This window comes from Streptomyces sp. NPDC005648 (assembly GCF_040605395.1).
Lineage (GTDB): Bacteria > Actinomycetota > Actinomycetes > Streptomycetales > Streptomycetaceae > Streptomyces.
This window is the reverse complement of record NZ_JBEXCS010000015.1, coordinates 124,078-138,700: the sequence shown is the minus strand read 5'-3', so window position 1 is coordinate 138,700 and position 14,623 is coordinate 124,078. Positions and strand designations below refer to the sequence as shown.

Below are 14,623 nucleotides of genomic sequence, written 5' to 3'. Positions count from 1 at the left end.
GTACGGGATGACACCGACGCACCGCACGCACCGGCTGTCCGAGGTCGCGCCACCAGCGCCACCGGTGTCTGAGCCGACCCACGCGTCGTCCGCCCGCTCCTTGAGCGTGCCGTCGTAAGACCGCCTACGAAACCACCGCGGGATCGGTCGACTTGGCCACCCGCTCGGCCTTGCCCTCCTCGTCGCCCACGGCGATTCCGCGCCGCTTGGAGACGTAGACCGCGCCGACGATGACGATCAGGGCGAGGATCGCGATCCCGATCCGCACCCCGAGGTTCTTGTCCTCGCCGTAGGAGAACTTGATCACCGCGGGCGCGATGAGCAGCGACACCAGGTTCATGACCTTGAGCAGCGGGTTGATCGCAGGTCCCGCGGTGTCCTTGAAGGGGTCGCCGACCGTGTCGCCGATGACCGTGGCCGCGTGGGCCTCGCTGCCCTTGCCGCCGTGGTGGCCGTCCTCGACGAGCTTCTTGGCGTTGTCCCAGGCGCCGCCGGAGTTGGCGAGGAACACCGCCATCAGCGTGCCCGCGCCGATCGCGCCGGCCAGGTAGGAGCCGAGCGCGCCGACGCCGAGCGTGAACCCGATGAAGATGGGCGCCATCACGGCGAGCAGACCAGGCGTGGCCAGCTCCCGGAGGGCGTCCCGGGTGCAGATGTCCACGACCTTGCCGTACTCCGGCTTCTCGCTGTAGTCCATGATCCCGGGGTGCTCGCGGAACTGCCGGCGCACCTCGTAGACCACCGAGCCCGCCGACCGCGACACCGCGTTGATCGCCAGCCCCGAGAAGAGGAAGACGACCGCCGCGCCGGCGATCAGACCGACGAGGTTGTTGGGCTGCGAGATGTCCAGGGACAGGCTGAGCGGCGCGCCCTTGCCGGTCAGCTTCTCTCCGACGTCCGCCACATTGGTGGTGATCGCGTCGCGGTACGACCCGAAGAGCGCCGACGCCGCCAGGACGGCGGTGGCGATGGCGATGCCCTTGGTGATGGCCTTGGTCGTGTTGCCGACCGCGTCCAGGTTGGTGAGCACCTGGGCGCCGGCGCCCTCGACGTCACCGGACATCTCGGCGATGCCCTGGGCGTTGTCGGAGACCGGGCCGAAGGTGTCCATGGCGACGATCACACCGACCGTGGTGAGCAGGCCGGTGCCGGCCAGCGCCACCGCGAACAGCGCGAGCATGATCGACGTACCGCCGAGCAGGAAGGCGCCGTAGACGCTGAGGCCGATCAGCAGGGCGGTGTAGACGGCCGATTCCAGACCCACGGAGATACCGGCGAGGACGACGGTGGCCGGGCCGGTCAGCGAGGTCTTGCCGATGTCCATGACGGGGCGGCGGTTGGTCTCGGTGAAGTAGCCGGTCAGCTGCTGGATCACCGCGGCCAGCAGGATGCCGATCCCCACCGCGACCACCGCGAGGATCCGCGGGTCGCCGTCCTTGGCCCGGATGGCGGCATCGGTGACGCCGTCCAGGTCGGAGTACTTCGAGGGCAGGTAGATGAAGACGGCCGCCGCCACCAGGACGAGCGAGATCACCGCGGAGATGAAGAAGCCGCGGTTGATCGCCGACATCCCGCTGCGGTCCGAGCGGCGCGGGGCCACGGCGAAGATGCCGATCATCGCCGTGATCACGCCGATCGCGGGCACGATCAGCGGGAAGGCGAGACCGGAGTCGCCGAAGGCCACCTTGCCGAGGATCAGGGCGGCGACCAGGGTCACGGCGTACGACTCGAAGAGGTCGGCCGCCATGCCCGCGCAGTCGCCGACGTTGTCGCCCACGTTGTCGGCGATGGTCGCGGCATTGCGCGGGTCGTCCTCCGGAATGCCCTGCTCGACCTTGCCGACCAGGTCGGCGCCGACGTCGGCGGCCTTGGTGAAGATGCCGCCGCCGACACGCATGAACATCGCGATGAGGGCGGCACCCAGGCCGAAGCCTTCGAGCACCTTCGGGGCGTCGGCCGCGTACACCAGCACCACACAGGAGGCGCCCAGCAGACCGAGCCCCACCGTGAACATGCCGACGACGCCGCCCGTACGGAAAGCGATCTTCATTGCTTTGTGCGAGACGGTGGTGAGATCCTTTTCCGGCTCACCCTCCGCCGGGGTCGCTTCCCGTGCCGCCGCGGCGACGCGCACATTGCTGCGGACGGCGAGCCACATGCCGATATATCCGGTGGCCGCCGAGAACGCCGCGCCGATCAAGAAGAAGACGGATCGACCGGCACGCTGATTCCAGTCGTCCGCGGGCAGCAGCATGAGCAGGAAGAACACCACGACGGCGAATACGCCGAGGGTGCGCAGTTGCCGCGCGAGATAGGCGTTGGCGCCTTCCTGCACGGCTCCCGCGATCTCCTTCATGCTGTCGGTGCCCTCGCCGGCCGCCAGCACCTGGCGCACCAGGATGCCCGCGACCACGAGCGCGGCCAGCGCGACAACCGCGATCACCATCACGATGATCCGGTTGTGGTCGGTCAGTACCGCGGCTGCGAGGGTTGTCGGGTGGTCCAACTGATGAGGGGTAGAAAGCCCCGCCATTCGTCCTCCTTGACGCTTGGGCTGAGCTCAAGATGTGGACGGATTCTAGGTACCCGCACCTGATCAAAACAGAGCACGGTAAACGGAATTAGCCTTCACCTGCTCTTCAGCAAATGATCGACGTCACGCCACGGAACCCGAAAGTGGTAATGCCTCAAAAGCATTGACGGCCGCATTGACGCTTGATCGAATTATCGGGTCATTGATCGTGAATTAATTCACGAATTCCGAAGGTCGGACGACGCCCGGCGCGGGTGATCGGAGAAAACACGAAGGGGCCCTGCTCAGCAGGGCCCTTCGAAGTCGTACGAGGACGAGATGAGGACGAGATGAGGACGAGGTTTCGTACGAGGATGAAGTCAGGTGAGCACCGCGACCGGCGGTGTGGTCGGCCAGGTCATCCGGATCGACCCGCCGTGCTCCCCGGCCATCACCTCGACGTCGTCGACGAGGCCGCTGATCACCGCGAGCCCCATCTCGTCCTCCTCGGTGTCCACGTCGTCGCCCGCCGAGCCGGGTGCCCGGTCGCCGGGGGCCGAACGCGGCGCCTCGTCGCCGACCTCGATGGAGAACTGCTTCTCCTCCTCGATCAGCTTCACCTGCACCGGCGCCGTGATGCCGGCGCTCTGGTGCAGCCCTACGGCACGGGTGCAGGCCTCGCCCACGGCGAGCCTGACCTCGTCGAGGACGGCCTCGTCCACCCCGGCCCTGCGCGCCACCGCCGCCGCCACCAGTCGGGCGGTCCTGACATGCTCGGGCAGCGCGCTGAAGCGGAGTTCAACGGTGGCCATGCGTCCCCCTCGGAACTACGGGCGTGCAGTCGGGGGACCGGGCCGCCGAAAGCCCGGACCCCCTGGATGGAACTTCTTCCGCCTGGGGAGCGGTCACGTCCCGCCCCGTGGGGCGGTGATCAGTCGGTCGCCGCTACCGCTTCATCGACCGAGGTGTGGATCGGGAACACCTTGGTGAGGCCGGTGATGCGGAAGATCTTCAGAATGCGCTCCTGGTTGCAGACCAGGCGCAGCGAGCCCTCATGGGCACGCACCCGCTTCAGGCCGCCGACCAGCACGCCGAGCCCGGTGGAGTCGAGGAAGTCGACGCCCTCCATGTCTACGACGAGGTGGAAACTCCCGTCGTTCACCAGCTCGACCAGCTGCTCGCGCAGCTTGGGCGCGGTATATACGTCGATTTCGCCACCGACCTCGACGACCGTACGATCGCCGACGGTACGGGTCGACAGAGACAGGTCCACGGATCCTCCAGCACCTTGCTACTCGAGCGGTCGCCCCTCGGGACACCTCGGCAGAGCCCCCGGAACGGTTCGCCAGCCGCGATGGCATTCAATCACTTACGGCAGACGTTCACGACGCCTTGGTCCCATTGTCCGCCACGCCAGTGACACACTCGGTGCCGATGGCCAAGAATCACCGATCCGATCGATCCCCGGCGGACGCCGTGTCCCGGCTCGCACCAGGCACGGTCCTGGACCGGCTCGCCTCCGGGCCGAGCCGGGCTTCGCGCATCACTCATACGGAGCACTTGCCCCCACGTGAGGGTCGGCATGCCGTCTGGCCTGACCGGATTCGCCCGGAGGTGATCGCCGCGGTGCAGGCCTGCGGCATCGAGCACCCCTGGGCCCACCAGGCACTCGCCGCGGAACACGCCCTCGACGGCGACTCCGTGGTCGTCGCCACCGGCACCGCGTCCGGCAAGTCCCTGGCGTATCTCGTCCCCGTCCTCTCCACCCTCCTGGACGGCTCCGAGGCCCCGAACGGCCGCGGGGCCACCGCGCTCTACCTGGCCCCCACCAAGGCCCTGGCGGCCGACCAGCGCCGCTCCGTGAAGGAACTTTCACATCCTCTGGGAAATGCGGTACGGCCTGCGGTGTACGACGGCGACACCCCCTTCGAGGAGCGCGAATGGGTCCGCCAGTACGCCAACTACGTGCTGACCAACCCGGACATGCTGCACCGGGGCATACTCCCGTCCCACCCCCGCTGGTCCTCCTTCCTCAAGGCCCTCAAGTACGTCGTCATCGACGAATGCCACACCTACCGGGGCGTCTTCGGCTCCCATGTCGCCCAGGTACTGCGCCGTCTGCGCCGCCTCTGCGCCCGCTACGGCGCCTCCCCCACCTTCCTCCTGGCCTCCGCGACCGCAGCCGAGCCCTCGGTCGCCGCAGGCCGTCTGACCGGCCTCCCGGTGGTCGAGGTGGCCGACGACGCCTCACCGCGTGGTGAACTGGTGTTCGCCCTCTGGGAACCCCCGCTCACCGAGCTGCAGGGCGAGAAGGGCGCCCCGGTCCGCCGCACGGCCACCGCCGAGACGGCCGACCTCCTCACCGACCTCGCCGTCCAGGGCGTCCGCTCGGTCGCCTTCATCCGCTCCCGGCGCGGCGCCGAACTGATCTCCGTCATCGCCCAGGAACGCCTCGCCGAAGTCGACCGCTCGCTGGCCAGACGCGTGGCGGCCTACCGCGGCGGCTATCTGCCCGAGGAGCGCCGCGCCCTCGAACAAGCCCTCCACTCGGGCGAGTTGCTGGGCCTCGCGGCCACCACGGCCCTCGAGCTCGGCATCGACGTCTCCGGCCTGGACGCCGTCCTGATCGCCGGCTACCCGGGCACCCGCGCGTCCCTGTGGCAGCAGGCGGGCCGGGCGGGCCGCGCCGGCCAGGGCGCCCTCGCGGTCCTCGTCGCTCGCGACGACCCCCTGGACACGTTCCTCGTCCACCACCCCGAGGCCCTCTTCGACCAGCCGGTGGAGTCGACGGTCCTGGACCCGGACAACCCGTACGTCCTCGCGCCCCACCTGTGCGCGGCCGCCGCCGAACTGCCCCTGACCGACGAGGACATGGACCTCTTCGGGCCGGCCTGCGAGGACCTGCTCCCCCAGCTGGAGGCCGCGAAGCTCCTTCGCCGCCGCACGAAGGCATGGCACTGGACCCGCCGGGAACGGGCCGCCGACCTCACCGACATCCGCGGCGAGGGCGGCCGGCCGGTCCAGATCGTGGAGTCCGGCACGGGCCGCCTGCTCGGCACGGTCGACGCGGGCGCCGCCCACACAACGGTCCACGAGGGGGCCGTCCACCTGCACCAGGGCCGCACCTACCTCGTCCGCTCCCTGGACCTGGAGGACGCGGTGGCCCTGGTCACGGAGGCGAACCCGTCCTACTCCACGGTCGCCCGCGACACCACGTCCATCTCCGTCCTGGAGACGGACACCGAGATCCCCTGGGGCGAGGGCCGCTTGTGCTACGGCTCCGTCGAGGTCACCAACCAGGTCGTCTCCTACCTCCGCCGACGCGTCATCACCGGCGAGGTCCTCGGTGAGACCAAGCTCGACCTCCCTCCCCGTACGCTGCGCACCCGCGCGGTGTGGTGGACGGTCACCGAGGACCAGCTCGACGAGGCTCGCATCAACCCCGAGATCCTCGGCGGCGCCCTGCACGCCGCCGAACACGCCTCGATCGGCATGCTGCCCCTCTTCGCGACCTGCGACCGCTGGGACATCGGCGGCGTCTCGATCCCCCTCCACCCCGACACGCTCCTGCCGACGGTCTTCGTCTACGACGGCCACCCGGGCGGCGCGGGTTTCGCCGAGCGCGCCTTCCACACCGCCCGCGCCTGGCTCACCGCCACCCGCGAGGCCATCGCCTCCTGCGAGTGCGACGCCGGCTGCCCGTCCTGCATCCAGTCCCCCAAGTGCGGCAACGGCAACGACCCGTTGCACAAGAGGGGGGCGGTACGGCTGCTTACGGTGCTGTTGCGGGGGGCGGCAGGGGAGACGGGGGGCGAGGGGGTGGCGGTGCGGGGAGCGCCGGCAGTGGAGGGGTAGGCCCTGCGGCAAGCACCGGCAACGGAGGCGTAGCCCTGCGGGAAGCGCAGGAGGGTTCGCCTGCGGGGGAGGTGCCGAGGGTTCGCCCGCGAGGGAGAGACGCCCGGTGGTTCGCCTACGGAGCGGGCATCCGGCGGTTCGCCCGCGAGGGAGGCGCCGGGTGGTTCGCCCACGGAGCGGGCATCCGGCGGTTCGCCCGCGAGGGAGACGCCGGGTGGTTCGCCTACGGAGCGGGCGCCGGATCGGCAGGTGGTGCCGGAGGCGCCGGATCAGTAGGTGGTGCCGGAGGCGCCGTCCGGAGTGGTTCCGGGGGTCCCGCCCGGGCTCTGATCTCCGCCGCGAACGGCCCCCTCCCCGAGGCCGCCGTCACATCCGAGATCTGGCCGACCACCACGCACCGCACCAGCCGAGCGCTCTGCGCCCGGGCCACCCGGTCGGCCCGAGCGCAGGCCGCCGCGGTGCCGTCCGCCCAGTGGTCGGCCGCCGCGAGCGCCGCGAGATCCGCACCACCGGCGGCCCGATGCCGGACCACGACGGCCTGTCCGAGGGCCAGCACGACCCCGAAGACCACGCAGAGCACGGCGATGGCCCCGAGGCTCCAGACCGTGGCGGAGCCGCGATCGCGACGCCACGCCGTCGCGCTTCTCATCCGCCCACCCCCACCGTCTCCTCCGCCGCCGCCACGGCCTCCTCCCGTACCTCGAAGGGCAGCCCGCGCAACGCCGGCGGCTTCGCCATCACGACCACCCTGACCTGGTCCTTCTCTCGGCTGACCGTGACCCTGGCGCCGCGCGGCGCCGCCTCTCGGGCCACCCCGACGACCGCGTCGGCCGGGTCCTGCCGGGCCGCGGCACGCGCCCCGGCCCGCGCCGCGTCCACGCACTCGATCTGCGCGGCCACCACCAGCAGCCCCCACATCAGCGCCATCGCGAACATCACCAGCACGGGCAGCACCACGGCCGCCTCCGCCGTCACGAACCCCCGGTCCGCGCGCCGCCTACATCCGCGCACCGAGCGCCCGCTTCACGATGCCCTGCAACTCCGCGCTGACGGCGCCGCTCGTCACGACCTTGTAGAGAACCACCGCGAACGCCACCGCCGCGACGATCCCCATCGCGTACTCGGACGTGACCATCCCCGCGTCCCTGCGCGCCGCACGCGCCCTGCACACCAGGGCGCTCAGTCGCGCCCGTACCGCCTTGTACATCTCAACCCCCGTGAGGTTTGGTTCCGTTGACCCACCGACCGCTGCTCAGCCCGCCCCGCTCATCCACCACCCCCTCCCAGCACCCCTCCCGCGAGCCCGATCACCACCGGCAGTACGCCGACGGCGATGAACGCGGGCAGGAAGCACAACCCCACCGGCACGGTGACCATGACGGCCGCCCGTCTGGCCCGCGCCGTCGCGGCACGTGCCCCTTCCGCGCGGGCGTCCCCGGCGACCCGCGCGACCGGTATGGCGGCCGGCAGCCCGGACTCACCGGCGCGTTCCAGCAGCCGGGCGAGCGGGTCGGCCCCCGGCAAGGCGGCCAACCTCCCCCAGGCCTCCGCCGGTTCACCCCCGAGCCGCACCTCCGCGGCCCCGCGGGCCAACGCGTCCCCCACCGGACCGCCCAGCGCCTCCCCCACCGCCTGCGCGGCGACGACCGGTCCGGCGCCCGCCGAGATGCAGGCGGCCAACAGATCCGCGGCGAGCGGTAGTTGCCGAGCGGCCCGCGCCGGATCCACCACCTCCGCGACAACCGTCTTCGCCTGTGCGCGACGCCACCACAGCAGCCCAGCCCCGAGGACCAGCCCCACCAGAACCCCGGCGACCCCTCCGAACAGCACCCACCCGGCGCCCACGACACCCGCCACCGGCCCCCATCGCCGCGCAACGGCCCGCGCATCAACCCGAGACGGTCCCGAAGACGTCACCTCCACGGCGGCCACCAACTCCGCCAACCTCCGCCGCACCCTCCGCTCCCGCCGCGCCGCCTCCAGCCCCCGCAGCGTCCACGCCCCAGCGAGCACGATCCCCACGGCCACCAACACCCTGTGGAAAACTTCCGGATTCACCCCGCACCTCCCTCTCCGACACTCCGACACCCCGACTTCCGCCACGGCCCCCTCCGGCGACCTGCTTCTCCGGCGCGGCCCGGCGACCGCCCTCACGCAAGCCCGCCCACCGACACCTCGCCGTCCACCGGCACGCCCCCACGGACCCACCCCCGCATCCGTCCACACGCACACCCCGCTCGGCCAGCCCGGCGTCCGCCCTCGCACTCAGCCCGCCGCCATCCCCCCAGCCGACCCCACCCCCGCCCTCAAGCCGTCTCCGCCCCGCGCACGATCCGCATCGCCCACCACATCCCCAGCCCCTCCAACAGGCCCCCGATCACCAGGCAGCCCAGCCCCGCCCCCGTGTGCAGCAGCACCTGCAGCGGATCCGCCCCCAGCGCCGCGCCCAAGGCAAGCCCCAGGACCGGCAGCCCCGCGAGCATCAGTGCCGTCGAGCGAGCTCCCGACAACTGCGCCCTCAGATCCGCACGTTGGTCCCGCTCCGCCCGCAACGCCCCTTCGAGCCGGTCGAGTCCGTCGGCCAGGCCGGCCCCCTGGTCCACCGCGACCCGCCAGCACGCGGCCAGACCCAGCAGCCCCTCGGCGCCCGGCTGTCGCGCCGCTCCCGCGAGCGCGCCCGGCACGTCCCCGCCGAACCGCGCCGCCGCCAGCACCGTCGCCTGAGCGTCCCCGAGCCCACCGGAGTCACGGGCGGCCCGCAGCAAGGCCTCTCCCGGTTGCCGTCCCGCCCGTACCTCCCCGGCGAGCGCCCCGCACAGCGCGATCACCGCATCCCCACGGCGCTCCCGTGCCCGACGAACCCGACCGGCCAACCGCACCCGCCGCAGCAAAGGCACCCCGACCGCCCCCGCGACGACCGGCAGCACCGACGCCCCCAGCACGGCCAGCACCAGCCCGGCGGCCAGGGCCCACCACTCGGCCCCCAACCGGTCGCGAACGCGCCGCAGTTGCCGGGCCAGCTCCTGCCAGGACGGCGGTCCGGCCCCCACCACTCCGCCCCCTGCCAGCAACAACTGCGCCCGTCGCGCCCCGGAATGCCACCCGCCGAGCATCAAGGCCACCGCCCCGACACACAGCACGGCCGCTCCCATCGCGATCTGCTCCGTCCCCATCACCACGCCTTTCCGCTCTCGCCCTGATACTCGGCCTCTTCGTTGTCCTCGACGCCGATCACAACCCGATCCCGACCCCGACCCGGACCTCGGCGGCCACCCACGACCGAAGCCCCGCTCCCGCCGTCTCCCCCGGTTCCGTCACGGCCCCTGCCCTCACCCTCAACCCCGGTTCCGTCGCGGCCTCCGCCGCCGAGCAACTCCCGCAGCCGCTCCCACCCCCGCACCCGCGCAAACGCCTCCGTTCCCCACCGCAGTGCCGGCACGGTCCGTACCAGCCCCGACGGGTCCCGCTCCAGGACATGCACCTCGGCGATCCGCCGGCGCCCGGCGCGGTCCCGTACGAGATGCAGCACCACCGACAGCGCCGACGCCAACTGGCTGTGCAGCGCCGCCCGGTCGAGCCCGGCTGCCGTACCCAGCGCCTCCAGACGGGCCGGCACATCGGCGGCCGCGTTGGCGTGGACCGTGCCGCAGCCGCCCTCGTGGCCGGTGTTGAGCGCGGCGAGGAGGTGGACGACCTCCGGGCCCCGGACCTCGCCCACGACCACCCGGTCGGGCCGCATCCTCAGCGCCTGCCGCACCAGGTCCTGAAGCGTGACCAGCCCCGCGCCCTCCTGGTTGGCGGGTCTGGTCTCCAGCCGCACGACGTGGGGATGGTCGGGCCGCAGCTCCGCCGAGTCCTCGGCCAGTACGATCCGCTCGCCGGGGCCGACCAGCCCCAACAGCGCGCTCAGCAGGGTCGTCTTGCCGCTCCCGGTCCCCCCGCTCACCACGAACGACAGCCGTGCCTCGACCAGCGCCCTCAGCACCCGGTCCCCGCCCGGCGGCACCGTGCCCGCCGCGACCAGTTCGTCGAGCGTGAACGCCCGGGGCCGTACGACCCGCAGCGACAGACAGGTGCAGCCCACGGCCACCGGCGGCAGCACCGCATGCAGCCGTGTCCCGTCGGGCAGCCGCGCGTCGACCCACGGCCGTGCGTCGTCCAGGCGCCGTCCGGCCACCGCGGCCAGCCGCTGCGCGAGGCGTCGTACGGCCGCCGTGTCCGCGAAGGAGATGGGCGTCAGCTCCAGTCCGCCGCCCCGGTCCACCCAGACCTGGTCCGGTGCCGACACCAGTACGTCGGTCACCGACGGGTCGGCCAGCAGCGGCTCCAGCGGTCCGCTCCCGACCAGCTCGGACCGCAACCGCTCGGCCGCCCCGAGGACTTCGGCGTCCCCGAGCACCCGCCCCTGCTCCCGCAACGCCTGCGCCACCCGCGCGGGCGTCGGCTCGGCCCCGCTCTCGACCAGCCACTGCCGCACACCGTCGAGAAGCCCCGGAGACGTACTCATGCCGCCCCCGCCTCCGTCAACGCCCGCTCCCAGAACCCCCTGCAGAACCGCGCCAGCGGTCCGCGGCCGCCCGCGGCGGGTGGGGTTCGGCTCTCGGTCGGGCGGGACAGGGCCGTCTCGACCGGTACCTCGCCGGCCAGGGGCAGCCCGAGCAGCCGGGCCACCTCGCGGTCGTCGAGACCGGGGGCGTACGGGGCCCGTACCGCCACCCGTAGATCCCGTAGGACCATCCCGACGGCCGAGGCCACCCGTCCGGCCGCCGCGATCGCGCGCAGGTCGCCGGGGACGACCAGGAGGCCCACGTCGAGCTGGGCGAGTGCCTCGGCGACTCCGTCGTCGAGGCGGCGGGGCAGGTCGACGACGACCGTGCCGCCGCGGCGGCGGGCCGCGGCCAGTACCGCGCGCACGGCCTGGGACGGGATGGCGACGCAGTCCCCGCGGTCCCAGCTGAGGACGCGCAGGGAGTGGAGCTCCGGGAGGGACTCCTCCAGGGCGCCGCCGCCGACCCGCCCGCGTGAGGCGGCGAAGGCCGGCCAGCGCAGCCCTGCCGCGGTCTCGCCGCCGAGGAGTACGTCGAGTCCGCCGCCGAGGGGATCGGCGTCCACGAGCAGGGTGCGCAGCCCCTCACGCGCGGAGGTGACGGCGAGGGCGCAGGCGAGCGTGGACGCCCCGGCCCCGCCCCGCCCGCCGATGACGCCCACGGTGAGGGCCGGGCGGCCGACGCCCTCGGCGACGTCGGCGATGCGGTCGACCAGCCACTGCTCCCCGTCGGGCAACATCAGCACATGGTCGGCGCCGATCTCGACGGCCCGGCGCCAGACCCCGGAGTCGTCCTGGTCGCGGCCGATCAGCACCACCCCTCGTCTGCGCGCGGCCCCGCGCGCCCGGCGCGCCGCGTCGTCACCGACCAGGACGAGCGGTGCGGCCTCCCAGCCGCCCGCGCCGCGCGGCACCGAGGGGTGCACCTCCGGTGTCACTCCGGCCGCCGCGCACAGCCGCAGCAGATCGTCCAGAAGACCGGGGTCCTCCGTGACGATCAGTGGTCCGGCCTGCCGCCCCGAGGCGGCGGGCGGTGGTTCATGTGTGACGGCTCCGGCCACGGTCTCCATCCCCCTTCGCTGCTTCCTCTCGCGCAGCCCCTGCGGCCCCGCGATTCCCAAACATGTGAAGAACCGGCAACCGGCCTCCATATGAGCGGCCGATAGAAACCGGCCAAACCGCCCGACAAACCGGAACCGGTCATGAACTCGGCCTGAGCGGGACGCGCTGGAATCACGGTGCAGCGATGCCGGAAATGATGTGGATCTTGGTCGATAACTGTGGACGACTCGACGGTTGTGAATATCGCCGTCACCCATACCGGTGAGCCCCGCACCGACGCCCGCCCGACGCCCGTCCAACCCCCGTGCGACTTCCACAGAGACATCCGACAGCTACTCAGAGTGACGTATCATGGGCATGCCTAAGAGGCGGCCGCAGCCGCCGACGCACGGTCGTACCACCACGTCGAGAAACGGAAAACCCACCCGGACATGCGACGACCCCCGCCGGGGGGGAGAGCGGGGGTCGTCTCCACGGCCGACTCGGGGGGGGAGGAGCCGGACCGGGTTAGCACGGTCGCGAACGATCCGTGACTTCCATGGTGTACCCGAGAGCCTTCTCAGGCAAACCCACGCGCCCACCTTACGCCGAATGGGCTCCCCCTATGCTCGGGGTTGTGGAAAACCAGTCGTTGCCCCGCACAGCCGCCTTCTTTGACCTGGACAAGACGGTCATTGCGAAGTCGAGCACGCTCACCTTCGGCAAGTCCTTCTACCAAGGCGGACTGATCAACCGCAGGGCCGCCTTGCGTACCGCATATGCCCAGTTCGTCTTCCTCGTCGGCGGCATGGACCACGACCAGATGGAGCGGACCCGCGAGTACCTCTCCCAGCTCGTCCGCGGCTGGAACGTGCAGCAGGTCAAGGAGATCGTCGCCGAGACCCTGCACGACCTGATCGACCCGATCATCTACGACGAGGCCGCCTCCCTCATCGAGGAGCACCACACCGCCGGCCGGGACGTCGTCATCGTGTCGACCTCGGGCGCCGAAGTGGTCGAGCCCATCGGGGAGTTGCTGGGTGCGGACCGGGTGGTGGCTACCCGCATGGTGGTGGGGGACGACGGCTGCTACACGGGCGAGGTGGAGTACTACGCCTACGGCCCCACCAAGGCGGAGGCGGTCAGGGAGCTGGCCGCGTCCGAGGGGTACGACCTCGAACGCTGCTACGCCTACAGCGACTCGGCGACCGACCTGCCGATGCTTCAGTCGGTCGGCCGCCCGCACGCGGTGAACCCGGACCGGGCGCTGCGCCGCGAGGCACTCGCGCGCGGGTGGCCGATTCTCGATTTCCACCGTCCGGTCCGGCTCAAGCAGCGCTTCCCCTCGTTCTCCGTGCCGCCGCGTCCGGCCCTGGTCGCCGCCGCCGCGATAGGCGCCGCGGCGGCCACCGCGGGTCTCGTCTGGTACGCCAGTCGGCGCCGTACGGCGGACATCTGACCGTTTCATGCCGTTTGAGAGCAAAAGTAAAGAAGCGTAAGCAGGGGTTTCGCTTCCTCGGGTCTGGGAGTACAAAGGGGTTAACGGCCCGCGAGACCAAGGACATCCGAGAGGATCACCTTAATAACGCATTTGGCCCCACGGACCGAGCATGGACATCGAGCACCCACGCGACGTCGACCCGTCGATTACGGGCCAGCCGCACCAGGTGACGGGCGAAGTTCCCGGCCTGATGGGCAATATATCGAGGACGCTTGGTAACCCGGTGAACATGCCAGCGGCGGTACGAATCCTCGTACCGCCGCATCTCTGTCTCTACGCGGCGCCGCGCTGGAGCGCCTCGCAGACCGCCGTCGACTCGCGCGCGCCCAGCTCGACCGCCCTCCCGCAGTGCGCGATCCAGGCCGCCATGCCCTCCGGAGTGCCGGAGACATACCCGTCGAGCGCCGCCAGATAGTCGCGGCCCAGTTCGGCGTGTCCGACCTCGGCCGGGCAGACGGACTTCGGGTCCAGGCCGCTGCCCACCAGGACGATGCGCTCCGCGGTGCGCGCGACGAGGCCGTTGTGGGACGAGAAGGGGCGCAGCGCAAGGAGTTCACCGTGGACGACCGCCGCCGTCACCAGGGCGGGGGCGGAGCTGCCCGCGATGATCAGCTCGGACAGGCCCTCCAGCCGGCCGTGCACCTCGTCGGCGCCCGGCGGCGGCAGCTCGATCAGCGGTTCGTCGACCTGCTCGCCCGCCTGCCGCGGCCGTCCGACCTCGTCGCCATGGGTCGCCGCGGCCACCAGGTGCAGCCGGGCCAGCACCCGCAGCGGCGACTGCCGCCAGATGGAGAGCAGCTGGCCCGCCTCGGCGGTCAGCCGCAGGGCGGCGCCCACCACGCGCGCCTCGTCGTCACCGCTGAAGTCGGTCCGCCTGCGTACCTCTTCGAGGGCCCAGTCCGCGCCGGACAGCGCGGCGGAGCCACGGGCACCGCGCAGTGCCGCCTCGGAGGTGATCTCGTTGCTGCGGCGCCGCATCACCCGGTGCCCGTAGACCCGGTCCACGGCCTTGCGCACGGACTCCACGGACTCGGCCACACCGGGCAGTGAGCCCAGGGCGGCGAGCGGATCGGCGGTCGCGCCTGTCGTACTCATGAGTACGACAGTAGCCACCTCACCGGGGTGCTCCACGAACGAGTGGTCTTCTTCACGCGCGCATGCCACATAC

General features: G+C 71.9%; 13 protein-coding genes. 2 read left to right on the top strand and 11 right to left on the bottom strand.

Annotated features, from left to right (window positions below):
- Positions 1–124: 124 nt before the first annotated feature.
- The 3 genes from ABZT17_RS11935 to bldG form a co-directional block, all read right to left on the bottom strand.
- Positions 125–2,533 (bottom strand): sodium-translocating pyrophosphatase, encoded by a 2,409-nt coding sequence (locus tag ABZT17_RS11935; RefSeq protein WP_356346994.1) that lies wholly within the window; start codon positions 2,531–2,533, stop codon positions 125–127.
- A 359-nt stretch (positions 2,534–2,892) separates the two neighbouring features.
- Positions 2,893–3,324, bottom strand: coding sequence for an ATP-binding protein (locus ABZT17_RS11930; RefSeq protein WP_356346992.1), 432 nt, complete (start codon positions 3,322–3,324; stop codon positions 2,893–2,895).
- A gap of 119 nt (positions 3,325–3,443) precedes the next feature.
- Entirely contained in the window at positions 3,444–3,785 is a 342-nt protein-coding gene (bldG, locus tag ABZT17_RS11925; protein ID WP_005475923.1) for an anti-sigma factor antagonist BldG, read from the bottom strand.
- Positions 3,786–3,946: 161 nt separating this feature from the next.
- On the opposite strand from bldG, the gene ABZT17_RS11920 reads away from it, so the two are divergent.
- Positions 3,947–6,367 carry a DEAD/DEAH box helicase gene (locus tag ABZT17_RS11920; protein WP_356346990.1) on the top strand — a complete coding sequence of 807 codons (2,421 nt, stop codon included), beginning with the start codon at positions 3,947–3,949 and terminating at the stop codon, positions 6,365–6,367.
- Positions 6,368–6,590: 223 nt separating this feature from the next.
- Here the strand turns inward: ABZT17_RS11920 and ABZT17_RS11915 are convergent, their stop codons facing one another.
- The 7 genes from ABZT17_RS11915 to ssd all read right to left on the bottom strand — a co-directional run bounded on the left by ABZT17_RS11915 (position 6,591) and on the right by ssd (position 11,983).
- Complete coding sequence (locus ABZT17_RS11915) at positions 6,591–7,016, bottom strand: Rv3654c family TadE-like protein (protein WP_356346986.1); 426 nt, start codon at positions 7,014–7,016, stop codon at positions 6,591–6,593.
- Complete coding sequence (locus tag ABZT17_RS11910; RefSeq protein WP_356346984.1) at positions 7,013–7,342, bottom strand: TadE family type IV pilus minor pilin; 330 nt, start codon at positions 7,340–7,342, stop codon at positions 7,013–7,015. Before ABZT17_RS11910 ends, ABZT17_RS11915 begins: the two co-directional genes overlap by 4 nt.
- A gap of 22 nt (positions 7,343–7,364) precedes the next feature.
- Positions 7,365–7,574 (bottom strand): DUF4244 domain-containing protein, encoded by a 210-nt coding sequence (locus ABZT17_RS11905; RefSeq protein WP_356346982.1) that lies wholly within the window; start codon positions 7,572–7,574, stop codon positions 7,365–7,367.
- Positions 7,575–7,633: 59 nt separating this feature from the next.
- Positions 7,634–8,425 carry a type II secretion system F family protein gene (locus ABZT17_RS11900; RefSeq protein ID WP_356346979.1) on the bottom strand — a complete coding sequence of 264 codons (792 nt, stop codon included), beginning with the start codon at positions 8,423–8,425 and terminating at the stop codon, positions 7,634–7,636.
- A gap of 248 nt (positions 8,426–8,673) precedes the next feature.
- A complete protein-coding gene (locus ABZT17_RS11895) occupies positions 8,674–9,540 on the bottom strand; it encodes a type II secretion system F family protein (protein ID WP_356346977.1) in 867 nt (288 codons plus the stop codon).
- Entirely contained in the window at positions 9,540–10,874 is a 1,335-nt protein-coding gene (locus ABZT17_RS11890; protein WP_356346975.1) for a TadA family conjugal transfer-associated ATPase, read from the bottom strand. The genes ABZT17_RS11895 and ABZT17_RS11890 overlap by 1 nt, the downstream gene beginning before the upstream one ends.
- Positions 10,871–11,983 carry a septum site-determining protein Ssd gene (gene ssd, locus ABZT17_RS11885; RefSeq protein ID WP_356346973.1) on the bottom strand — a complete coding sequence of 371 codons (1,113 nt, stop codon included), beginning with the start codon at positions 11,981–11,983 and terminating at the stop codon, positions 10,871–10,873. Before ssd ends, ABZT17_RS11890 begins: the two co-directional genes overlap by 4 nt.
- A 596-nt stretch (positions 11,984–12,579) precedes the next feature.
- Between ssd and ABZT17_RS11880 the strand changes: the two genes are divergently transcribed.
- Entirely contained in the window at positions 12,580–13,413 is an 834-nt protein-coding gene (locus ABZT17_RS11880; RefSeq protein ID WP_356346969.1) for an HAD family hydrolase, read from the top strand.
- Between the two features lie 315 nt (positions 13,414–13,728).
- Here ABZT17_RS11880 and ABZT17_RS11875 read toward each other — a convergent pair whose 3' ends face one another.
- On the bottom strand, positions 13,729–14,550 hold the full coding sequence (locus tag ABZT17_RS11875) for an oxidoreductase (protein ID WP_356346967.1): 822 nt from the start codon (positions 14,548–14,550) through the stop codon (positions 13,729–13,731).
- Between the last annotated feature and the right edge of the window lie 73 nt (positions 14,551–14,623).